General features: G+C 64.5%; 21 protein-coding genes. 11 read left to right on the top strand and 10 right to left on the bottom strand.

Features of this window, described 5'->3' with window-relative positions; genetic code table 11:
* Positions 1-9 precede the first annotated feature (9 nt).
* Genes BBD46_RS08435 through BBD46_RS08425 form a run of 3 tightly spaced genes read right to left on the bottom strand, consistent with a single transcriptional unit; the run spans position 10 to position 1,353 of the window.
* Positions 10-390, bottom strand: coding sequence for a nascent polypeptide-associated complex protein (locus BBD46_RS08435; RefSeq protein ID WP_084777716.1), 381 nt, complete (start codon positions 388-390; stop codon positions 10-12).
* A 58-nt stretch (positions 391-448) separates the two neighbouring features.
* Positions 449-757 (bottom strand): SPFH domain-containing protein, encoded by a 309-nt coding sequence (locus tag BBD46_RS08430; RefSeq protein WP_071401281.1) that lies wholly within the window; start codon positions 755-757, stop codon positions 449-451.
* Positions 758-813: 56 nt separating this feature from the next.
* On the bottom strand, positions 814-1,353 hold the full coding sequence (locus BBD46_RS08425) for a PUA domain-containing protein (protein WP_071401280.1): 540 nt from the start codon (positions 1,351-1,353) through the stop codon (positions 814-816).
* Between the two features lie 154 nt (positions 1,354-1,507).
* Between BBD46_RS08425 and BBD46_RS08420 the strand changes: the two genes are divergently transcribed.
* Positions 1,508-1,693, top strand: coding sequence for a hypothetical protein (locus tag BBD46_RS08420; protein ID WP_006653932.1), 186 nt, complete (start codon positions 1,508-1,510; stop codon positions 1,691-1,693).
* Between the two features lie 120 nt (positions 1,694-1,813).
* On the opposite strand, the gene BBD46_RS08415 is transcribed toward BBD46_RS08420, so the two are convergent.
* On the bottom strand, positions 1,814-2,311 hold the full coding sequence (locus BBD46_RS08415; RefSeq protein ID WP_004214977.1) for an NYN domain-containing protein: 498 nt from the start codon (positions 2,309-2,311) through the stop codon (positions 1,814-1,816).
* Between the two features lie 292 nt (positions 2,312-2,603).
* Positions 2,604-3,416 (bottom strand): M48 family metallopeptidase, encoded by an 813-nt coding sequence (locus BBD46_RS08410; protein WP_071401279.1) that lies wholly within the window; start codon positions 3,414-3,416, stop codon positions 2,604-2,606.
* Positions 3,417-3,870: 454 nt separating this feature from the next.
* On the opposite strand from BBD46_RS08410, the gene dapA reads away from it, so the two are divergent.
* The 6 genes from dapA (at position 3,871) to BBD46_RS08380 (ending at position 9,692) form a co-directional block, all read left to right on the top strand.
* Positions 3,871-4,800 (top strand): 4-hydroxy-tetrahydrodipicolinate synthase, encoded by a 930-nt coding sequence (gene dapA, locus BBD46_RS08405; RefSeq protein WP_071401278.1) that lies wholly within the window; start codon positions 3,871-3,873, stop codon positions 4,798-4,800.
* Positions 4,797-5,576 carry a 4-hydroxy-tetrahydrodipicolinate reductase gene (dapB, locus tag BBD46_RS08400; RefSeq protein ID WP_071401277.1) on the top strand — a complete coding sequence of 260 codons (780 nt, stop codon included), beginning with the start codon at positions 4,797-4,799 and terminating at the stop codon, positions 5,574-5,576. The genes dapA and dapB overlap by 4 nt, the downstream gene beginning before the upstream one ends.
* Positions 5,573-6,415, top strand: a complete 843-nt coding sequence (locus BBD46_RS08395) for a 2,3,4,5-tetrahydropyridine-2,6-dicarboxylate N-succinyltransferase (RefSeq protein ID WP_071401276.1) — start codon at positions 5,573-5,575, stop codon at positions 6,413-6,415. The genes dapB and BBD46_RS08395 overlap by 4 nt, the downstream gene beginning before the upstream one ends.
* A 74-nt stretch (positions 6,416-6,489) precedes the next feature.
* A complete protein-coding gene (locus BBD46_RS08390; RefSeq protein WP_071401275.1) occupies positions 6,490-7,269 on the top strand; it encodes an aldo/keto reductase in 780 nt (259 codons plus the stop codon).
* A 61-nt stretch (positions 7,270-7,330) separates the two neighbouring features.
* Positions 7,331-8,569, top strand: a complete 1,239-nt coding sequence (lysA, locus tag BBD46_RS08385; RefSeq protein ID WP_071401274.1) for a diaminopimelate decarboxylase — start codon at positions 7,331-7,333, stop codon at positions 8,567-8,569.
* Between the two features lies 1 nt (position 8,570).
* Complete coding sequence (locus BBD46_RS08380) at positions 8,571-9,692, top strand: M20/M25/M40 family metallo-hydrolase (RefSeq protein ID WP_071401273.1); 1,122 nt, start codon at positions 8,571-8,573, stop codon at positions 9,690-9,692.
* A gap of 166 nt (positions 9,693-9,858) precedes the next feature.
* Here BBD46_RS08380 and purB read toward each other — a convergent pair whose 3' ends face one another.
* Positions 9,859-11,256: an adenylosuccinate lyase gene (purB, locus tag BBD46_RS08375; protein ID WP_071401272.1), complete on the bottom strand. Its 1,398-nt coding sequence runs from the start codon at positions 11,254-11,256 to the stop codon at positions 9,859-9,861.
* A 176-nt stretch (positions 11,257-11,432) separates the two neighbouring features.
* Between purB and purH the strand changes: the two genes are divergently transcribed.
* Positions 11,433-13,070 (top strand): bifunctional phosphoribosylaminoimidazolecarboxamide formyltransferase/IMP cyclohydrolase, encoded by a 1,638-nt coding sequence (gene purH, locus BBD46_RS08370; protein ID WP_071401271.1) that lies wholly within the window; start codon positions 11,433-11,435, stop codon positions 13,068-13,070.
* Positions 13,071-13,145: 75 nt separating this feature from the next.
* Here the strand turns inward: purH and BBD46_RS08365 are convergent, their stop codons facing one another.
* A complete protein-coding gene (locus BBD46_RS08365; RefSeq protein WP_253184525.1) occupies positions 13,146-14,084 on the bottom strand; it encodes a universal stress protein in 939 nt (312 codons plus the stop codon).
* Positions 14,085-14,169: 85 nt separating this feature from the next.
* On the opposite strand from BBD46_RS08365, the gene BBD46_RS08360 reads away from it, so the two are divergent.
* Together BBD46_RS08360 and BBD46_RS08355 are read left to right on the top strand one after the other, a co-directional pair.
* A complete protein-coding gene (locus BBD46_RS08360) occupies positions 14,170-14,934 on the top strand; it encodes an SIMPL domain-containing protein (RefSeq protein WP_071401269.1) in 765 nt (254 codons plus the stop codon).
* A 126-nt stretch (positions 14,935-15,060) separates the two neighbouring features.
* A complete protein-coding gene (locus BBD46_RS08355) occupies positions 15,061-16,272 on the top strand; it encodes an ABC transporter substrate-binding protein (RefSeq protein WP_071401268.1) in 1,212 nt (403 codons plus the stop codon).
* A gap of 111 nt (positions 16,273-16,383) precedes the next feature.
* Here the strand turns inward: BBD46_RS08355 and carA are convergent, their stop codons facing one another.
* A complete protein-coding gene (gene carA, locus BBD46_RS08350) occupies positions 16,384-17,460 on the bottom strand; it encodes a glutamine-hydrolyzing carbamoyl-phosphate synthase small subunit (RefSeq protein WP_071401267.1) in 1,077 nt (358 codons plus the stop codon).
* 102 nt (positions 17,461-17,562) lie between these two features.
* Here carA and BBD46_RS08345 point away from each other — a divergent pair, with 102 nt between their 5' ends.
* Positions 17,563-17,976: an Lrp/AsnC family transcriptional regulator gene (locus BBD46_RS08345; protein WP_071401266.1), complete on the top strand. Its 414-nt coding sequence runs from the start codon at positions 17,563-17,565 to the stop codon at positions 17,974-17,976.
* 11 nt (positions 17,977-17,987) lie between these two features.
* Here the strand turns inward: BBD46_RS08345 and BBD46_RS08340 are convergent, their stop codons facing one another.
* Together BBD46_RS08340 and BBD46_RS23110 are read right to left on the bottom strand one after the other, a co-directional pair.
* Positions 17,988-19,070, bottom strand: coding sequence for a GNAT family N-acetyltransferase (locus BBD46_RS08340; RefSeq protein ID WP_071401265.1), 1,083 nt, complete (start codon positions 19,068-19,070; stop codon positions 17,988-17,990).
* Positions 19,071-19,211: 141 nt separating this feature from the next.
* Entirely contained in the window at positions 19,212-20,024 is an 813-nt protein-coding gene (locus BBD46_RS23110) for a PHP domain-containing protein (protein ID WP_071401264.1), read from the bottom strand.
* Positions 20,025-20,065: the final 41 nt, after the last annotated feature.

Here is a 20,065-nt window from a genome sequence, read left to right as displayed (position 1 = left end):
CGACTCGAGTCACTCGAGTTCCTCGACCGCTGCAGCCAGGTCGCCGTCGTTGGCCTCGAGTGCGGCGCGGGCTTCGTCCTCGCTAGCGCCGGTTCGCGTCGCGACCATTTCGATGTCGCCTGCAGGGATTTCGGGTTCCGAGCCGCCTGCACCGGCGTCAGCGCTGCCACCAGCGGAACCGGACTCGACCTGTTCGGGCGAGCCGATGATCTGGTAGGTTTCTTGGCCGCGAGCGTCCATCTTCGTGACTTCGGCGTCGTTGAAGACGAGGTCGTACTCGTCGGTGCGGATAATGACTTCCTCGGCGTCGACATCCTCGACGTCGATACCCATCTGCTGCATCATCTGTTCCATCTTGCGCGGATTGAGTCCGCCGCCTCCTCCAAACATACCCGACACGTCGCCTCCCGCGACCTTTTACTTTGTCGTTCGTCGGCTCCGTGCTGGATCAGTCCGCAGTTCCTGCGTCCGTGGTCCCTGTCTCCGTGGATGCAATCCGCTCGGCGTCCGCTCTGAGTTCCGGCGGGAGCGGATGTGGCTCCGGCGTTTCGTACGCCATCGTTTCGAAGTCGATGGGATACGTCTCCGAGACGAACGGTGGTGCAAAGTAGACGCCCGGCCCGAGTACGTCGCGAACCTCACCAGAGACCACGAGCAACCGCCCTTCCCCGTTCGGGACGTACTGGAGTGACGACCAGACGACGCCCAGGAGTACGACGGGCAGCAAGATGAGTGTGAGAAGAAGTGTCGAAACCATACGGACAAACTCGAGCGATTAGTCAAAAAGAATACGAATATCGGCTGGCGTAACACCTACTCTGGCGCGGGCGCACCCTCGCGTACGTTCACTGCCATCCCCGTCTCGAAATCCGCGATCGACGCCGCGTCCAACTCCGCACGACCGACCGCGAGCAATTCGCCGCGCTCGTGGACCACCAGTACCTCGTCGCCCGGGCGAATCTCCTCGCCCGCATCGAGTACGAACTTCGTGAAGACGTTCTTTTCGTCGCGCACGAACGGCTCGCTCTCGTCGTCGACGATCACGCGATAGGCGGGTGACTCGAGTACCTCCGCCAATCGGCGGCCGCCCTCGAGTCCGAGGGTGAACCGGCCGTCGATGCCGAAGGAGACGATGCGGCCGGCTTCGGCGTGGACCTGCTGGGGGCGACCGGAGGAGGTTCGTTTGATGGTGAGTTCGTCGGTGTTGGTGTTGGTGTCGGTGTCGATATCTGTGGCGGCCGCAGAATCGGTTGTATCGGGAAAGAGCGCCGCGCCTGCACCCGCACCGAACTGGTAGTCCGCAATCGTCCGCAGCGTGGAGAGGCCCGCGTTTCCGTCGACTGACTCGCTCATTGGGCGTGGTTTCGTCCGCTGGGTCGAAAGGCCTTCGATGCCCCGTTGCGTGTGAATTGTAGCCTGCGAGTGCGTCTCCAGGAACGCAGGCAGACGACCGCCAGCGGCCGCCGATCACGACTGTTATATACTCCGACTCGGTAATAGCGCCTGAATGGACGTCGTTCAGATTGCGCTCGGAACGATGCTGCTTGCGGTGAGTGGGCTCGTTCTCGCCGGCCCATCGATTCTTCAGACGACCGCAGGCGGCTACCCCGTCACCGGTGTCGTCGCAGGGGCGGCGCTCGCCATCGGCGCGATCGCTGTCGTGCTCGACCTCGCACGATCGACGCCGTCGTAAGCGTCGGTAGCGACGGCCCCGGAAGTCACTGTGGGGACTCGAACTCGAGTGCACGTCTACTCGAGTTGTCGTACCACGTCGAGAGTCGGACGCGAGACGTGAGAAGTACGGAGTGGCCGCTCAGAGCAGGAACGTCTCCGGGCGTTCGTCGAGGTCGAGGAACGTATCCGTCGCGTCGATGAGTTCGTCGGCCGTCGAGGACTCGAACGCCATTACTTCGACGCGCACGCCCTCGTGACGGAGGTGTGAACAGAGTCGCGAGAAGTCGCCGTCGCCGGTGCAGAGGACGACGGTATCGACGTGGTTCGCGAGCGTCACTGCGTCGAGGCTCATACCGACGTCCCAGTCTGCCTTTTTGGTGCCGTCGGAGAACGTCTTGATGTCCTTGATCTTGGTCTCGAAGCCGATATCGACCAGTGCGTCGAAGAAACTCTCCTCTTCGGGGGCGTCCGCGCGAATAACGTACGCGATTGCGCGCGTGAGCTGGCGATCCTGGACGGCCTTCGAGAGGAGGGCCGAATAATCGATGTTGCGGCTGTGGAGACTCTGTGCCGAGTGATACAGGTTCTGCGCGTCGACGAGAACGGCGACGCGCTGACCGGGGTGAATTTCCGTCATGTGTTAGCTTGGGCTGGGTACGCATAAAAAGAACCCCGTTCACGAAGGGCTTGCGGGGTGAACCGACGGTGTGGCTCTGGATCGGTGCATCGCCGTCACCAGTTTCGACTTGGTGGTGGTATCCCGGTGTTCCAGATTCATTCCCGTCTGCTGGTATTCTCGCGCAAACGCGCTCTCAGAGAAGCAACACAAACGCGATCGGCCTGTGTTTGTTCGTCTTCGGAGTCGCGGTACAGTCGCAGTACAGCCGCAATCGCAGTCGATCCAAATCGATCCCAGCCGACAACCGCGATCAGTGACGCAGCTTCTCGATACGCTTCTCGGTCGGCGGGTGGCTCGCGAACAGCTTCTGCATGAGGCTGCGGTCGGTGTTCAGGATGCACAGCGCGCTGACCGTCTCGTCGACCTGCGATTCGCGACCCTCGGCGCCGCGAGAAATCTTCTCGAGTGCGCGGGCGAGCGGGTCGCCGGTGCCGATGTACTGGCGCGCGTCGTCGTCGGCGACGTACTCGCGGTAGCGCGAGATAGCCATGACGAGGATCGTCGTGAGCAGCTGGGCGACCATCATCGCGGCGTAGGCGACGAGGAAGTTGTTGTCGTCACGGACGAAGAAGAACACCGCGTAGCTGACGATCATCCCGACCGACTGGCCGAGGATCATCGTAATGGTGTCGCGGTTGTTCAGGTGGGCGAGTTCGTGTGCGATGACGCCCTCGAGTTCGTCGCGCTCGAGGAGCTGGATGAGTTCGTTCGAGACGCAGACGACGCCGGCACCCTTCCGGCCGGTCGCGAACGCGTTCGGGACGCCCATGTCCTGGACGACGAGCTTCGGCTTGTCGAGGCCCATATCCCGCGAGAGGGATTCGGTCATCTGGTGGATTTCGCGGTACTGGCCCTCGTTGGGCATTTCCTCGGTGCCACGAAGCGCCATCCACTTACCGAACTTGTACTGGGCTGCGGGGAGCACGACGATGCTGAGCGCCAGTATCGGCAGGAGACCGATACTGGGGAACATCGCCGAAAAGAACAGCGCAGCGGCGAAGTACAGGGCGAACAGGACGAACCCGACGAACGCCATTCGGAGTTTTAACTGTGTGTTTCGCATAGCCGGTGGTTAGCAATCACGAAGTATAAAGGAAGCGGGACTCGGCGAGCGAACCGCGTTCCGAGGCCATGCCAATAGATGGCACCATGCTGGTGAGTCGACGAACCGCCGAGCTACCAGTCACGTACCCTGCGCAGGCAGGGAAGCGAACTCCACCGATCGAGGGAAGTCACAACGGCTAAGTTCGTCCGGATCACCGTATCGGGTATGCGTCGCGTCACTCATCGGATCGGCGACCTCGTCGTGAGTGGCGTCTTTTCTCGCTTTCCGAAACGTAAACGCGTCTGAGAGTGCTCGTTGCGAGCGTAGCGAACTCGTTTCGGGCACGCTTCGACCGCGATACCACCTTACCGACCAATTGCCGACAGTCCCGACTCGCAACGGCCAGTGATCCGGTAACGACGGCCATCATGCGAGTCACGCTACACAACACACAGACACAGATCAGATCACCATGACACCAGAACTCGACCTTACCGGCGTCTTTCCCGCAATGTGTACGCCGTTCGACGAAGACGAACGCATCGACTTCGAAACACTCCAGCAGGACGCACAGCGCCTCGAGGCCGCTGGCGTCGACGGCCTCGTTCCCGTCGGCTCCACCGGTGAATCCGCGACCCTGACCCACGACGAACACGTCCGCGTCGTCGAGGCCGTCATCGACGCCGTCGACGACGTCCCCGTCATCGCTGGCTCCGGATCCAACAACACGCGCGAAGCCCTGGAACTCTCGGAGCGCTCGGCCGACGCGGGCGCGGACGGCCTGCTGCTGATCTCGCCGTACTACAACAAGCCCGAACAGCGTGGGCTGGTCGACCACTATCGGACGATCGCTGACGCAGTCGACCTCCCCCAGATCGTCTACAACGTCCCCTCGCGGACGGGACAGACGATCGAACCCGACACCGCCGTCGAACTCGCGAGCCACGAGAACATCGCGGGCTACAAGGCTGCAAGCGGCGACCTCGGCGTGATCGGTGAGATCGCAGAGCGCACGATCGACGAGGAGTTCGCCGTCCTCTCGGGCGACGACGCGATGACGCTGCCGATCATCTCGGTCGGCGGCACCGGGACGATCAGCGTCGCCGCGAACATCGAGCCCGAACGGACGTGTGCAATGGTCGGCGCAGCGCTTGACGGCGACTACGCACGCGCACAGAACCTTCACCACGAACTCGGGCCGCTCTTCCGCGAACTGTTCGTCGAGACGAACCCGATCCCGGTCAAGGAAGCCATGCAGATCCGCGGCTACGGACCGGCCCGGATGCGGCCGCCGCTCTCCCGACTCGCCGAGGAGTACCACGACGACCTCGAGGCCGTCCTCGACGACCTCGAGCGTGAGACGACCGACGTGGCAAACGCCGAACCAGAGAGCGATCGATGACAGAGCCGACCCGCATCGGCGTCACCGGTGCAACCGGCCGCATGGGCCGCGAGGTAATCACCGCTATCGCGGACCGCGAGGACTGTACGGTCGGGTTCGCGGTTAACCGCGAGCCCGACGGAGAGACCGTCGACGGCGTCGAGATCGAGCCCGCATCCGAGTTCGCGTCATTGCTCGCAGAGCGCGAGCCAGACGCCGTCATCGACTTCACCGGCCCCGAATCGGCCACCGAGTACGTGCGAGCGTGCACGGATGCGGCTGCGAACGTCGCCTTCGTCACCGGCACCACCGGCTTCGACGACGACCAGCTCGCCGTACTCGAGTCCGCTGCCGAGTCGATTCCGGTTCTCCACGCACCCAACTTCGCGCGCGGCGTGCAGGCGCTGGTGAACGTCGTCGGCGACGCGGTCCAGAATTTGCCGGGTTACGACGTCGAACTCGTCGAGACCCATCACAACGCGAAGCGGGACGCACCGAGCGGGACGGCGAACCGGCTGCTCGAGGAGATTGAGGCGAACGGGGAATTCAGCGATCGGACCCATGGCCGCGAGGGCGAGGCCCCACGCGAAGACGACGAGATCGGCGTGCACGCGATCCGCGCGGGCAACATCACCGGCGAGCACGAGATCATCCTCGCAGGGAACCACGAGGAGGTTCGCCTGACCCACCGCGCCGAGGACCGGGGCGTTTTCGCCGCGGGCGCGGTCGACGCGGCGGTCTGGATCGCAGGAGCAAAGGCAGGAAGCTACGACTTTGCGGACGTGATCGACGCATGAGTACGAGTACACTCGAAACTGAAATCGACGAGTTGTGGGAACGGAAACAGAACGGCGAGATCGACGCCGACTCGGCGGGCGAGGACGCCTTCGATACGCTCGAGGCATTCCTTTCGGCGCTGGAGGACGGCGAGATCCGTGCCGCAGCAAAGACCGATGGTGAGTGGGAGGCCAACCAGTGGGTCAAACAGGGAATCCTGCTCAACTTCGGCCTCCGGGAAAATCAGGCCTACGACTACGGCGGTGTCGACCACTACGACGTCCTGCCGCTGCGCGAGACCGACGACCTCGGCGCGCGCGGCACCCGCAACACGCCGGACGGGACGACGATCCGCCGCGGGGCCTACCTCGGCTCGGACTGCATCATGATGAGCCCGAGCTTCGTCAACATCGGCGCACACATCGGCGACGGAACGCTCGTCGACTCCTGTGACACCGTCGGCTCGTGCGCCCAGATCGGCGAGGACGTCAAGCTCGGCGCGAACACACTCATCGGTGGCGTACTGGAGCCTGTCGAGAGCGCGCCGGTCATCGTCGAGGACAACGTCTCGCTCGGTGCCGGCTGTCGCGTCACCAGCGGCTTCGTCGTCGGCGAGAACAGCGTCGTCGGCGAGAACACGCTCCTGACGCCGCGGATCCCAGTCTACGACCTCGTTGAAGAGGAGGTCCTGTACGGCGAACTGCCCGCGAACCGCCGCGCGTTCACCCGATTCGTCGAATCCTCGGTCAGCGACCACGACCTCTTCGAGGGCGGCGCGTACAAGCCCGCCGTCGTCGCCACAGACCTCGAGACGGGGACCCTCGAGGCAACCGAGCGCGAGGACGCACTGCGCGAATAATCCGAGAGCCGACCCGTTTCAACGACACATTCTCTCGTCGGAGTTCACTTCCCCACGCGCCGTGAACAGTATCTATGACACGGCCACAGCCTACCCTGCCGCCCGTGGGCCTCGGTACGATGGGGATCGACGATTCCGGCGTAATCGAGACGGCACTCGAGTACGGCTACAGACATCTCGATACGGCGCAGATATACGGCAACGAGGCCGTCGTTGGCGACGGACTGTCCCAGAGTTCGGTCCCGCGTGCGGACGTGACCGTCGCGACGAAGGTCTGGGCTGACAATCTCGCACCGGACGACGTGCACCGCACGACTGCGGAAAGTCTCGACAGACTGGGACTCGACGCGCTCGACCTGTTGTACGTGCACCGTCCGATCGAGGCGTACGATCCCGAGGCGACGCTGCCGGCGTTCGACGAGCTGTACGAAGAGCGGACGATCGGTGGCGTGGGACTGAGCAACTTTTCGCGCGAGGAACTCGAGACGGCCCAGTCCGTTCTCGACGCACCCATCGCGGCACATCAGGTCGAGTTCCACCCGCTGTTCCAGCCTGACGAGTTGCTCGCCCACGCCCGCGAGCACGGCTATCCGCTCGTGGCGTACTCGCCGCTGGCGAACGGTCGGGCGCAGGAGATCGACGCGGTGGTTGACATCGCTGAGGACCACGACACGACGGCCGAAGCGGTCTGTCTCGCATGGCTGCTGGCGAAAGACGGGGTCGTGACGATTCCGAAATCGAGCAGTCCCGACCACCTGCGGGCGAATCTCGAGGCACAGGCGCTCGAGCTCTCGCCTGCCGAGTGCGACCGAATCGACGCAATCGAACGAACTGAAGAGCTGTTTCCGGAGTGAGCGGGAGCCACGGCTGCCCGAATCCAAACCCTTGACTGCTCCCGGTCACTTGTAGTGACCAATGACCGATCTCGCGGATTCGCCGGCCGTTCGCCGGCTCGCAGACTGGGATCACGACCGACTCGCATCCCTCGCCGAGGAGTACGACACGCCGCTGTACGTGACCGACCTCGACCGGGTCAAGGAGAACTACACCCGCTTCGCGTCGGCGTTCCCCGACGCCGAGGTCATGTACGCCGCGAAGGCGCACACGGGGAAGGCGGTTCTCGAGGCCGTCCTCGAGGCCGGCGGGGAAATCGAGTGTGCGGCCTGGGGCGAACTACAGCGCTCGATCGACGCCGGCGCGGACCCGAACGCGCTCCAGTACACCGCCGTCAACCCGCCGGATCACGATCTGGACTACGCGACCGAGTTGGCCGCCGAGAACCCGGGCCTCACGATCACCATCGGCGCGACTGACACCCTCGACCGCCTGGCCGAACGGGGCTACGACGGCCGGATCGCCATCCGAATCAACCCCGGTATCGGCACGGGTCACCACGAGAAGGTCGCCACCGGCGCGGACGCGAAGTTCGGCATCCCCTACGAGCGCGTCCCCGAGGTCGCAGACCGCGTCCGCGAGGAGTTCGACCTCGTTGGCCTCCACGCCCACGCTGGCAGCGGCGTTCTGACGGAGGGACTCGAGGAGCACTGCCGCGCAATCGAACGCGTCGGCGAGATGGCCCGCCGCGTCGGCGACGAGGACCTGGAGTTCGTCGACGTCGGCGGCGGCTACGGTGTCCCCTACCGCGAGGACGACGAACCGCTCGACCTCGAGAAAACCTCGAACATGGTCCGCGACGCCGTGGGCGAGCTCGAGGCCACGCTCAAACTCGAGCCGGGTCGCTACGTCGTCGCCGACGCCTCGGTCATTCTGAGCGAGGTGAACACGATCAAGGAGGCACCGGACACCACGGTCGTCGGTATCGACGCCAGCCTGGCGACACTGATCCGACCCGCGATGTTCGGCTCCTACCACCCGATGTACAACGTCAGTGCGCCCGACCGCGAGCGCCACGAAGTCACCGTCGGCGGCCCGGTCTGTACCAGCGCGGACGTCTTCGCCCACGACCGACCGATCGCCCGCCCGGAGCGCGAGGACATCATCGCTATCGGGAACGCGGGCTCCTACGGCTACGAACTCGCGAGCCAGTTCCACTCCCAGCCCCGGCCAGCAGAGGTTGCACTCGAGAACGGCGAGGCGCGCGTCGTGCGCCGGCGGGAGACGCTCGGCGACGTGACCCGCGTCGAGCAGAATTGAGATGGCGACCGTGTTCGACATTGCTTCGTTCCACGCCGACGCGGTGCAGATTCCGTCCCACGAGGACGTCGACGAGATGCGCGAGTACCTCCTCGAAACGCTTCGGGACGCCGGTCTCGAGCCGGAGGTAGACGACCTCGGGAACGTGCTGGCGACGCGCGGGGATGGTGCAGACGCGGATGCCGAGGGTGACGAGCGCCAGCAGCGCCCGCACATCGTCCTCAACACTCACATCGACACCGTCCCGCCACACGTCCCCTACGAGCGCGACGGCGACATCGTCCGCGGACGCGGGGCCTGCGACGCGAAAGGGCCACTCGCCGCACTGCTCGCCGCCTTCCTGCGAACCGAACCCGAAACCGGGACGCTCACGCTGGCGATCACCACCGACGAGGAAACACTGATGACCGGCGCTGAGGGGCTCCAAGAGCGCCTCTCGGCGGACGGCTACATCGTCGGCGAGCCCACCGACCTCGACGTCTGTATCGCCGCCCGCGGGCAGTGCGAGGGGACGATCACGCTCGAGGGAGAGAGCGGCCACGCCGCGAGCGTCCCCGCCGAACGAAACCCCGTCTTCGGCCTCGAGCACGTACTCGAGTCCCTTCGCGAGTACGACGACGCCGCGGGTCCCGGCGCGGACGACGTGCTCGGCGAGCCGAAGCTGACGCCGACCGTCCTCGCGGGCGGCGAGGCGTCGAATCGCGTTCCAGAGCGCTGTCGGCTCACGTTCGATCGCCGGAGCGTCCCGCCGGAGACCAGCGAGTCCTTCTGTGCGGATCTGGAGATGTTTCTCGTGGATCGGCTACCGAGCGATCACGCAGTCGATGTCTCGGTGGATCTCATCCGCCCCGATACGCCGTTCCCGCAGGCGTTCGTGACCGAGGAGGAGACAGAGCTGGTGCGAACGCTGCAGGACGCAAGCGGCGGCGAAGTGCGCCCGTTCGGGGCGGCAACCGAAGCTGGCTTCTTCGCCGCCGACGCGCCGACGGTCGTCTTCGGTCCGGGTGTCCTCGCCGACGAAGAAGGTGCTGTTGCACACGCCGAGCGCGAATACGTGCGACTCTCAGCTGTCGAGGCTGCGGCTGACGCAGTCGAGGAGACGCTGGCTAGACTCGTCGGCTGAGCGGTAGCGGTACCGCAGAACGCTGCTCACCACCGCGTCGAAATGTACAACAGCGCGATCATGCACAGGATCGCGATAAGAAAGAGGATCGCGGTGGCAATTTCGGGGAAGAGACGCTCGACCATAGTCGAGCGTTGGCAGTCGAGCGTCAAATCGGTACTGATTCTCAGTTTTCGATGTCTTCGATATCGTCGACCAGCCCAGCCGCAATACCGGTGTATCCCGCCGGCGTCAGCGCGGCGAGTTCCTCGCGCACGTCCTCGTCCACGTCGAGATCCGCAAACAGCTCCTGGAAATCGTCGAGCGTCACGTCCTTCCCGCGGGTGAGCGCCTTCACCTGTTCGTAGGCATCTTCCTGGCCCTCGCGGCGGAGAATCGTCTGGACCGCCTCGCCGATAATTTCTGGCGTGGACTCGAGTGCCTCGCGCATGACGTGCTCGTTGGGGACGACCTTCTCGAGGCCGGCGGCGGTCTTCGAGTAGCCGATCAGGCAGTGAGCGAAGGCAGCGCCGATGTTGCGCTTGACGGTCGAATCGGAGAGGTCACGCTGGAGCCGCGAGGTGGTGACGTAGTCGCCGAGGAACGTGAGGTCGGAGTTGGCCTTCGAGAGGTTGCCCTCGCTGTTCTCGAAGTCGATCGGATTGACCTTGTGAGGCATCGTCGACGACCCCGTCTCGCCTGCGACGGCCTCCTGGCCGAGGTAGCGATCCGAGACGTACAGCCACATATCCAGGTCGAGGTCGAGCAACACGCTGTTCGCGCGCCCGAACGCGTCGAACAACGCCGCGAGGTCGTCACAGGGGTTGACCTGCGTCGTGAGTTCGGTGAACTCGAGTCCGAGTCGCTCGACGAAGTCGGCGGCGAAAGACTGCCAGTCGACGTCGGGGTAGGCCGCAACGTGGGCCGCGTAGGTTCCCGACGCGCCGCCGAGTTTGCCCGAGAGGTCGTCTGTCGCCGTGCGGATCTGGCCGGTCGCCTTCCCGAGTCGGGCGGCGTAGACGGCCAGTTCCTTGCCAAAGGTCGTCGGCGTCGCGGGCTGGCCGTGGGTACGGGCGAGCATCGGCAGGTCGCGGTACGCTCTGGCCATGTCGGCGAGCGTATCCTGCACGTCGTACAGTGCCGGCAGCAGTACTTCCTCGACGGCGTCGCGGACGAGCAGCCGGTGGGCGAGGTTGTTCACGTCCTCGCTGGTCAGTCCGAAGTGGATCCACGCGGAGGCGTCGCTGCCCTCGGGCAGTCGGTGACGGACGAAGTACTCGACGGCTTTCACGTCGTGATTCGTCGCTTCGAACTCCTCGTGGCCCGTGGTTTCGAGTTTCTTGATCAGCCGGGCGTCCTCTTCCGCGAAGTGCTTGTACAGCCCGCGTAGCTCCTCGCGCTCGTCGAGGTCGAGTTCGAGCGGCGTCGCCTCGAGGTCGGCCAGGGCGATCAGGTACTCGACTTCGACGCGGACGCGGGCGCGCATGAGCGCGGCCTCGCTGGCGTACGGCGAGAGCCGTTCTGTTCGGTTGCCGTAGCGCCCGTCGAGCGGGGAGACCGCGTACAGTGCGTCGGTGTCGGTCATTGTCCGAGAGTTTCCAGCGCCGTGCAAAAGAGTGTCGAAACGCGAGTGCGGTTCGGCCACGACTATGTATACCTCCTCGAGCAAAATCCGATATAGGTGACTTTTAATGCACGTATGTGCACACATTGCGGATGAAGACCGCAACCACTTTCCCCCTCGCGGGCGGCCGTACACCCATGACGCGAATCGCCGGGATGGCCGGCAACCGAGGGCGCAACCTGTTGAACATCGCCGACCGCCGACCGGGCGGTGCCGAACTGGCCGTCGTGCTCGCGACCAGCGCAGACGCACCGGTACTCGAGTCCGCCGAAGAGCGCGGGATTCCGACCGAAGTCGTCCCGCTCGCAGACGACATGAGCCGAACGGAACACGAGGAGGCAGTCCTCGAGGCCCTTTCCGACTACGAGTTCGACCTTGTCTGTCTCGACGGCTACATGCGCATCCTCTCGAGTACGTTCCTCGAGGCGGCACCGACGACGCTGAACGTCCACCCGTCGCTGCTGCCGTCGTTCCCGGGGATGGACGCCTGGGGCGATGCGCTCGAGGCGGGCGTCTCGGTGACGGGCTGTACGGTCCACGTGGTTACCGACGCGACCGACGGGGACGGCAAGGTCGTCGAGAGCGAGGTTGACGGCGGGCCGATCGTTACCCAGGAACCGATTCCGATCTACGAAGGCGACGATTCGGAGAGTCTGAAGGAGCGCGTGCTCTACGAGGGCGAGTTCCGCGCGTACCCGCGAGCGGTGCAGTGGTTCGCGGAGGGTGCAGTGGACGTGGACGCGGAGGCGGGTTCGGTCACCGTCGACGCCGACGTGGCGACGGGAGGCGACGACGATCACGGCGGGCTGCCGTCGCGCCGGCTCGTCTCGGACGACCGACTCGACACCCTCCGCTACGGAGAGAACCCACACCAGGACGCCGCCGTCTACGCGGACTACACCTGCGACGAGGCCAGCGTTGTCCACGCCGACCAGTTGAACGAGGGCGCGAAGGCCCTCTCGTACAACAACTACAACGACGCCGACGGCGCGCTCAACCTGATCAAAGAGTTCGACGAGCCCGCCGCCGCGGTGATCAAGCACACGAACCCGGCCGGCTGCGCCACGGCCGACTCCCTCGCTGCAGCCTACGAAAAGGCCCTCTCCACGGACCCGATGAGCGCCTTCGGCGGCATCGTCGCGCTCAACCGCGAGTGCGACGCCGCCACCGCCGAGCAGATCATCGACTCGTTCAAAGAGGTCGTCGTCGCACCGGGTTACACCGACGACGCACTCGACGTGCTCTTCGAGAAGGAGAACCTGCGCGTTCTGGACGTTGGCGAATTGGGTGAGCGCACGGAGCGATTCACCGAGAAACCGCTCGTCGGTGGCCGACTCGTCCAGGAACGGGACCTGCAGTCGATCTCGACCGACGACCTCGAGGTCGTGACTGAGCGTGAGCCAACTGAGGACGAACTCGAGTCCATGGTGTTCGCGTGGCAGACGCTGAAGCACGTGAAGTCGAACGGGATTCTCTTCGCGGACGGCACGGAGACGGTCGGCATCGGGATGGGACAGGTCTCCCGCGTCGACGCAGTCCGCCTCGCGGCGATGAAGGCGGACGAGCACGCCGAAGGCAAGGACGCCGAGGGCGCGGTCATGGCCTCGGATGCGTTCTTCCCGTTCCCGGATGGGATCGAGGAAGCGGCCGAGGCGGGCATCGAGGCGGTCGTCCAGCCCGGCGGCTCGGTCAACGACGACGATGTGATCGAGGCGGCAGACGAGCACGGAATCGCGATGGCGTTTACGGGGCAGCGGTCGTTCCGACACGACTGACTCCTGACCCTGCCGAAATTTCGAGTAGCGCGTTCTGGAAGGCTATTGTCCGTTCTTTCTGTGTTTCGCCAGCCGCTACCGGAGCTGGTCACGAACCCGCCGCCACACCGTCTTCGACACACCCTGGTAGCGTTTCGCCATGATGACCGCGCTCTCGGCCTCTCGACCCACCGTCTCGGGTACGTCACCGACGAGCACGCTCCTCAGAAGGCCGTTCTCCGCAGCACCGATAACCACCGCGTCGTGTGCCGTCGCTTGCTCCAGAATCGTCTCGGTCACGTCGCCCTCGAGTACCGTCTCCGTCACCGAGTCGACGACGCCGAGTGACGGACTCGTTTCCGTGAGCATCCCGCGCGCATCGGTCAGTTGCTCGTCGTCTCGCGTTGGCACTACCGTCAGCAGTTCGACTCGTGCATCGTAGGCGCGAGCGAGCGCGCCGGCGGTTTCGGCCGCAAATTCGGTGTTCGGGCCGCCGGCGACGGGAACGAGGATCGATTCGATGTCGGTCACGGTTCGGTCGATCCGCTTCACCAGCACGTCACACGGCGCGTTGGCCAGTACCGTGTCGATGTGACTCCCGAGCACGACGTCGCGACGCCGCGGTCGGCCGCGCCAGCCGACCAGTACCGCGACGGCGTCGAGCTCCGCGGCGACGTGGCAGATTCCGTCCGCGATATCGCGACCGAATCGAATCCGACCGGTTGCCTCCACGCCGTAGCCGCGTGCCCGTTCGACCACGTCCGCGAGCAGTGCCTCCTCGTCTTCGATGTCGAGCGTATCGCGGGCGTGCTCGAGTGACAACTGCATCGGGACAGTGACGACCGACAGGACGACGAGTTCGAGGTCGCGGTCGTGTGCGAGGTCGACGGCGGTATCGAGCAGTCGGTCGGCGGTTTCGGGGTTCGCGATGGGAACGAGCAGCCTGTCAGCCATACGGTCGAGTCGACACTCACCGTCGACCGGTAAGAACGCTCGGCGGCGTTCCAGTTCGTGCGAGACGGCGGTAATCGCCATCTGTGGTGCCCGAACACCCACACCACGCTGAAAGAGCGGTTTGACCTTGACGAATCATTATTTGAGTGGCACGTGTCGGGAGCGTATGGATCGACGACAGTTCCTCGCGGCATCGACCGTCGGTGTCGCAGCGACGACGGCAGGGTGTCTCGGCAACGTGCTCTCGAGTACGGACGATCCCGAGCAGGCGGGGGAAGGCACGTCCACGACGAACGCAGACAACACGATCACCGTCACCGCCGACGGCGAGGTCGAAACAGAGCCCGACCGGGCGACGATGAGCATTGGGGTCGAGAGCGTCGACGAGTCGGCCGACGCGGTGAGCGACGATCTGGCGACTCGCTCGGAACAGCTGCGGGAAGCCTTCGACGACCTGGGGATTCCCGAGGATAACGTCGAAGAGGGGCAGTACAGCGTCCGTCCCTCGCCGGCGGCGAGACGCGAGGACGGGGTCGAGGAGTTCGTCGGCACGCACTCCTATCAGGTGACGCTCGATGACGTCGAGCGCGTCGGCGAAGTGATCGACGCCGCAGTCGACGCCGGCGCTGACGATGTCGGTCGAGTGAACTTCACAGTCCGGGACGAGACACGCGCCGAGCTCCGTAAGGATGCGATCGACGACGCGCTGGCGACGGCCGACGAGGAGGCCGGACACATCGCCTCGAACCGCGGCGTCGAACTCACCGGCACGACGGCGGTGACGACGAGCGACGTGCGGGTGAGTACGGTTCGCCACGACGTGGCCTACGAGACGGATGACGCTGCCGACGCCGCACCCGAGACCGAGATCGACGCGGATCCGGTGAGTGTCACGGCGAGCGCGACGGTCGAGTACGGATTCACCGACTGAGGCTGTGTCGACGCGTTTGCAGCCGTTTGTGCGACAGCGTGTCCGATTCCAGTCCGTCACTCCCGCGCGATTGCCGGGGCGGTCAGAATCGAACTCCTTTTGAATTGTTAGGTCGACCTAAAACACATGCATTCACGTCGGAGGTCCGACGGTGGCGGACCGACTAGCAGATGGGGACGGCGACAGTTCGTGGCGAGCGGGATCGCCCTGGGCGGCACGGCGTTGGCCGGGTGTCTCTCCGATACTGCCGACCCGGACGACAACTCCTCACCAGGCGGTGAGACGATCAGCCCACACCTCGAGCCCGCGGGGGAGATCGAACTCGACGCCGTTCCGGAGAACGTCTTCGTCGCCTTTCCGCAGTACGCGGACATGGCGGTGGCACTCGGCCACGGCGACACGGTGAACTCGCTATTTTCCACCGAGATGTCCGGGACCACGATGAACCGGTTCTACGACCACCTTCCCGGCGTCTCCTTCGATTGGGAGTCGCTGCCCGACCCGCTCGCAAACGAGTTGCAACGAGAACAGCTGTACGAGCTCGACAGCGACATTCACTTCCTCGATCCGTCCTACGTCGTCAAGCACGATTCCGACTGGCGGGCGTCCGATATCGACGACATCGCCTCGACGGTCGGTCCCTGGATGGGCAACTTTCACAGCGGCGTTCACAGCGAGCCGGCCGACGCGTACGCCGACCAGTACGAGTACTACACCCTCTGGGAAGTCTTCGAGCAGGTTGCCGAAATCTTCCAGGAACGCGAGCGCTACGAGGCGCTCGAGGCAGTCTACGAGGACCTTCGCGACGACATCGAGTCCAATCTACCGCCCGCGGACGAGCGGCCGACGGCCGCCCGCGTGACGCTCGGAGAGGGCGAGTTCTTCGCCTACCACCTCAACGAATCCGGCTACTGGCAGGCAGACACACGGCCGCTCGCGGCTCGCGACGCGCTGGCGGACCACTCCTGGTCCGGCGACTGGGGCGTCGTCGACTACGAGACGATGATCGACATCGACCCCGACGTGATCCTCCACCTCTGGGGAATCACCCCGCAGTACAGCATCGACAGCGTTCGGGCCGACCTCGCGGATCACCCGATCGGCAGTCGGCTGTCAGCCGTCGAAACTGACCGCGTCGTCGCCGGCGGCATGCGCTATCAGGGGCCGCTGATGACTCTCTTCCAACTCGAGATGACGGCGAAACAGCTCTACCCTGACCAGTTCGGCGCCTGGCCGACGTACGAGACTGGCGACCCGTATCCGGAGATCCCGGCAGACGAACAACTCTTCGACCGCGACCGCGTCGCTGGGATCGTTACCGGCGAGGCTGTGCAGTAAGCCCAGTCGCCCAGTACTGCGCCACTGCAGTCGCTCAGCCCATTGTGATCGGATAGAAGCGAATCGGTTCTGGAACGCACTCAATCGAGGAGCGAAGCGAAAACAGACTGCCTAGTCGTCGGCCGGAACCGCTCGCTGTGGCGTGTGTTCTGCCATCTCGAGGACGTTGTCGAAGAAGTCGAGGGTGTCTTCAGGGCCGGGGTTCGCTTCGGGGTGGTACTGGCGGGTGATGATATCGTGATCGACGCCGTCGAGTCCTTCCGGCGTGTCGTCGTTGACGTTGATCTGGGTGACTTCGAGGTAGTCGCCGGGTTCGTCGACGGTGTAGCCGTGGTTTTGGGTCGTCATGACGACCTGACCGGAGTCGAGGTCGAGCACTGGCTGGTTGACGCCGCGGTGACCGAAGTCCATCTTCGCGGTCGTGCCGCCGAGCGCTTCGGCGACGATTTGCTGGCCGAGACAGATACCGGCGACGGGCGTGTCCTCGACGAACGCCTCGACGAGCGAGATTGCCTGCTCGTAGTTCGCCGGGTCACCGGGGCCGTTCGAGATGAACAGGATGTCCGGATCGGCGGCTTCGACATCGCTTACGGCTGCGTTGTATGGCAGGACGTGAACCGTCGCGTCGCGGGCGAGCAGCGAGTCGACGATCGACCCCTTCGCGCCGCAGTCGACGAGCGCGACGGTCTCGCCGTCGTTGTCCGCGCCGTAGACGGTCGGTTCGTCGACGCTGACCTGTGCGCCGATGTCCGTGTGATCGCTCATGCCTTTGCACTGTTCGAGTTGCTCGAGTGCGTCTTCCTCAGTCACGTCCTCGCCGACGGCGATACCGCACTTCATCGCGCCGCCGTCGCGAATGTCGGTGACAACGTCTCGCGTGTCGAGATGGTCGACCGCCGGCACGCCCTCCGTCTCGAGCCAGTCGGCGACCTCCTCGGTGAGTTCCTTCGCGAGCACGGCGCGTGGGTGGACGCGGTCGTCCTCGAACCGTTCCTCTCGCACGCCGTAGTTGCCGATCAGTGGATACGAGAACGTGAGAATCTGTTCCTCGTAGGATGGATCGGTCAGGCTCTCTTCGTAGCCGGTGTATGCCGTTGTGAAAACCAGCTCGCCGCGAGCCGTTCCTGAAGCACGACCACGTCCCTCGAGTACGTGCCCGCCCTCCAGCGCAACGTAGGCTGCTGTCATTACGAACTACGTATTGGACACACCGCCATAAGTGTTGTCTTCGAAGCTCAGTTACGAATTTCGTAATGGGTAAGTGTGCCACCCCCGTAGTGTCAGATCTCTATGGACGAACTCGACCGATCGATCCTCAACATCCTGCGCCGAGATTCCCGAACGCCGTACACGGAAATCGCAGACGAGGTCGGGACGAGCGAGGGGACGGTGCGCAACCGCGTCGAACGGATGATGGAGAACGATGTCATCGAGCGCTTTACCATCTCGACGCACACTGGCAACGTGAAGGCGATGCTCGAGATCAGCGTCGCGGTCGATGTCGACACGAAGGGTATCTCCGAACGGATGGCCGAGTGGGAGGAAGTCGACTTCGTCTGGATGGTCTCGGGTGAACAGGACGTCGTTCTCGTGGTCGACGCCGCGGACACGCGCGGGGTGAACGATCTAATCACGAAGGCGCGCGACCAGGAGGAGGTCGTCAGTACGAAAACGCGACTCATTCTCGACGAACAGCTCGGCTGAACGCGGGTTTCTCAGACGCCGTCGAAGCGCTGGTACAGTGATCGCCCCTGACGGACGAGCGCCCAGACCGGACTCGTGCCACGCTCCCAGTAGACGTTCGGGAGCAACTCGCCGCCGAACTCCTCTTTGAACGTGAACGCACCGTCCCGGAAGTCCGCGCCGCCGCCGCCGAAATCGTACGCCTCGTAGCCGTTCTCGATTGCCCACTGAAACACGTAGTCGTAGAGCCGTTCGGAGGCGTAGTACTGGAAGTACGCCGGCGGAATCGCCGCGAAGAAACCGTGGACAGTGTTTCGTTCGTCGTTGAGCAGTTCGAGAAAGCCGCCGGCGTACTCGCCCTCGACGTAGAGCTGTGCGAGCAGGATGCGGTCTTCCATCTCCCGCAACTGCTCGAAGAACGCGCGGGGATAGACGTGCCCGCCGACGCTCTCCATGTGCTGACGGTATCGCTCGTAGAAGCGCGTCAGCTCCTGGTGCGTGAGGTCCGCCTCGACGATATCGTGGTCGGTCTCTCGTCCCCGTCTGATCGCCCGGCGTTTCGAACTCTCCATCCCCTCGAACACCGCATCGTAGCCGTTCGAAAGCGGCAATACGAATCGTCCGCCGACGCGATTCGATTCGTAGCCGGCCCCAGACAGCGCGCCGTCGTACCGGAGAAAGTTCGTGTTGCAGGCCCGGATTCCGTGGACGATCGTCCGCCGCGAACAGCAGTCGGGGATCGTCTCGAGTACGAGCGAGAGCGAGTCGTCGACATCGGTCGTCAGTAACGGCCCGCCGAAGCCGGGATAGATCGAGGTCAGCCGGGAGAACGGCGTCTTCGGGATCGGCACGACGAAGTTCGGGACGACGCCGATGAGGTTCGAATCCTTTTCGACGAGGAGGTGTCTGGCCGGGTGGCCGATCCCAAGTTCGACCGCTGCGAGCCACTCGTAGCGGTGAAAGACCGTGCCGAGGTCGGCGCGTTCGACCACCTCGTTCCAGCGGTCGCGATCGATCGCCCGGATCGTCTCGACGGCGGCAACCGTGAGCCCCGACTGTGAATCGGTTGTCTCGGATCGACTCGAGTGGGTGCTGGCTGTCGCTTGCGAGGACATCTGTCGTCTCCGGTTTCGGAGGTGTGTTCGATTAAGTCATCTCCTCGTACAGCGACGTATGTTCGGCCTTGGTGCTGTACGGTGTGCCTGTCCGGCCGGCCGAGAGCGTTTTGGCGTCGACTCGGAACAGCCGATGGCGACTCAGAACTCACCTTTGTCGTCGCTGTTTGAGGTGGTTGTCTCCGTCGACGCCATCGCCGTCCCCGTCTCTGTCTCCGTTTCCACCTCTGCTTCCGTCTCAGTCGCCTGTTGCATCGCGCGCCGCTCGAGTGCCACCCGCGACTCGGCCAGCACACTGTCCGGATGCTTTCGCGCGTGAACCCGCTGATAGCCCCGCCGAAGCGCCGAATCGAGTGGGCCGTCCCCGACGCGCGGCTGGACCCGTCCATCACGAATCGCCTCGACGACCGCTGCAGGCGTGAGAGACGGTGCATCGATCATCGTGTACGCTCGTCCGACCTCGAACGGAACGTGTGCGTCGCTGCCCGCGACGATCGGAAGCTCCCACTCCGCGGCCAGCGATTCGACGAGCGCTCGCGTACGTGGATGCTTCCCGTTGATCTCGACCGCGTCGAACGGCACGTCCGCAAACCGCTCGCTCAGCACGTCACTGTCACGGTACGGATGGGCGACGATCGCCGCACAGCCGCGTTCGTGCGCTCTCTCGACGACCTCTCTCGGCGTGTACTCGAGTGGCACCGTCTCGCGCGGCGGATCGGGACCGACGACGAGGACGTGTCCGTGGGTGGTCGAGATTTCGATCCCGGGAATTGCGACGGCGGCCGTGGGGGTGACTGGCGTGTAGTAGTCGTGGTTAGTTATCGCGACGCCGTCGAGACCGCGTCTACGGGCCATCTTCGCGAGTACGCTTGCACCGAACGGATCGAATCGGTCGCCGAACGACCGCCGGCCGTGGAAGAATCGGGTGTGTGCGTGGAGATCGACGGTGTACATGTGGGGGCAAACGCCGGGCAGACCCTTTTGCACTTGGTTGG

The organism is Natrialba sp. SSL1 (assembly GCF_001861355.1).
In the GTDB taxonomy this organism is placed as follows: domain Archaea; phylum Halobacteriota; class Halobacteria; order Halobacteriales; family Natrialbaceae; genus Natrialba.
The sequence above is the reverse complement of the archived record's forward strand: the minus strand, read 5'-3'. Positions and strand labels throughout refer to the sequence as shown.

Bases quoted from the DNA above. Each gene is read 5' to 3' on its own strand.
- BBD46_RS08415 (WP_004214977.1), bottom strand. From the start codon at position 2,311: ATGACGGAAATTCACCCCGGTCAGCGCGTCGCCGTTCTCGTCGACGCG.
- BBD46_RS08355 (WP_071401268.1), top strand. From the start codon at position 15,061: ATGCATTCACGTCGGAGGTCCGACGGTGGCGGACCGACTAGCAGATGG.
- BBD46_RS08360 (WP_071401269.1), top strand. From the start codon at position 14,170: ATGGATCGACGACAGTTCCTCGCGGCATCGACCGTCGGTGTCGCAGCG.
- dapB (WP_071401277.1), top strand. From the start codon at position 4,797: ATGACAGAGCCGACCCGCATCGGCGTCACCGGTGCAACCGGCCGCATG.
- BBD46_RS08380 (WP_071401273.1), top strand. From the start codon at position 8,571: ATGGCGACCGTGTTCGACATTGCTTCGTTCCACGCCGACGCGGTGCAG.
- BBD46_RS08435 (WP_084777716.1), bottom strand. From the start codon at position 390: ATGTTTGGAGGAGGCGGCGGACTCAATCCGCGCAAGATGGAACAGATG.
- carA (WP_071401267.1), bottom strand. From the start codon at position 17,460: ATGACAGCAGCCTACGTTGCGCTGGAGGGCGGGCACGTACTCGAGGGA.
- purB (WP_071401272.1), bottom strand. From the start codon at position 11,256: ATGACCGACACCGACGCACTGTACGCGGTCTCCCCGCTCGACGGGCGC.
- BBD46_RS08410 (WP_071401279.1), bottom strand. From the start codon at position 3,416: ATGCGAAACACACAGTTAAAACTCCGAATGGCGTTCGTCGGGTTCGTC.
- BBD46_RS08340 (WP_071401265.1), bottom strand. From the start codon at position 19,070: ATGTCCTCGCAAGCGACAGCCAGCACCCACTCGAGTCGATCCGAGACA.
- purH (WP_071401271.1), top strand. From the start codon at position 11,433: ATGACGCGAATCGCCGGGATGGCCGGCAACCGAGGGCGCAACCTGTTG.
- lysA (WP_071401274.1), top strand. From the start codon at position 7,331: ATGACCGATCTCGCGGATTCGCCGGCCGTTCGCCGGCTCGCAGACTGG.
- BBD46_RS08430 (WP_071401281.1), bottom strand. From the start codon at position 757: ATGGTTTCGACACTTCTTCTCACACTCATCTTGCTGCCCGTCGTACTC.
- dapA (WP_071401278.1), top strand. From the start codon at position 3,871: ATGACACCAGAACTCGACCTTACCGGCGTCTTTCCCGCAATGTGTACG.
- BBD46_RS08395 (WP_071401276.1), top strand. From the start codon at position 5,573: ATGAGTACGAGTACACTCGAAACTGAAATCGACGAGTTGTGGGAACGG.
- BBD46_RS08365 (WP_253184525.1), bottom strand. From the start codon at position 14,084: ATGGCGATTACCGCCGTCTCGCACGAACTGGAACGCCGCCGAGCGTTC.
- BBD46_RS08420 (WP_006653932.1), top strand. From the start codon at position 1,508: ATGGACGTCGTTCAGATTGCGCTCGGAACGATGCTGCTTGCGGTGAGT.
- BBD46_RS08345 (WP_071401266.1), top strand. From the start codon at position 17,563: ATGGACGAACTCGACCGATCGATCCTCAACATCCTGCGCCGAGATTCC.
- BBD46_RS08390 (WP_071401275.1), top strand. From the start codon at position 6,490: ATGACACGGCCACAGCCTACCCTGCCGCCCGTGGGCCTCGGTACGATG.
- BBD46_RS23110 (WP_071401264.1), bottom strand. From the start codon at position 20,024: ATGTACACCGTCGATCTCCACGCACACACCCGATTCTTCCACGGCCGG.
- BBD46_RS08425 (WP_071401280.1), bottom strand. From the start codon at position 1,353: ATGAGCGAGTCAGTCGACGGAAACGCGGGCCTCTCCACGCTGCGGACG.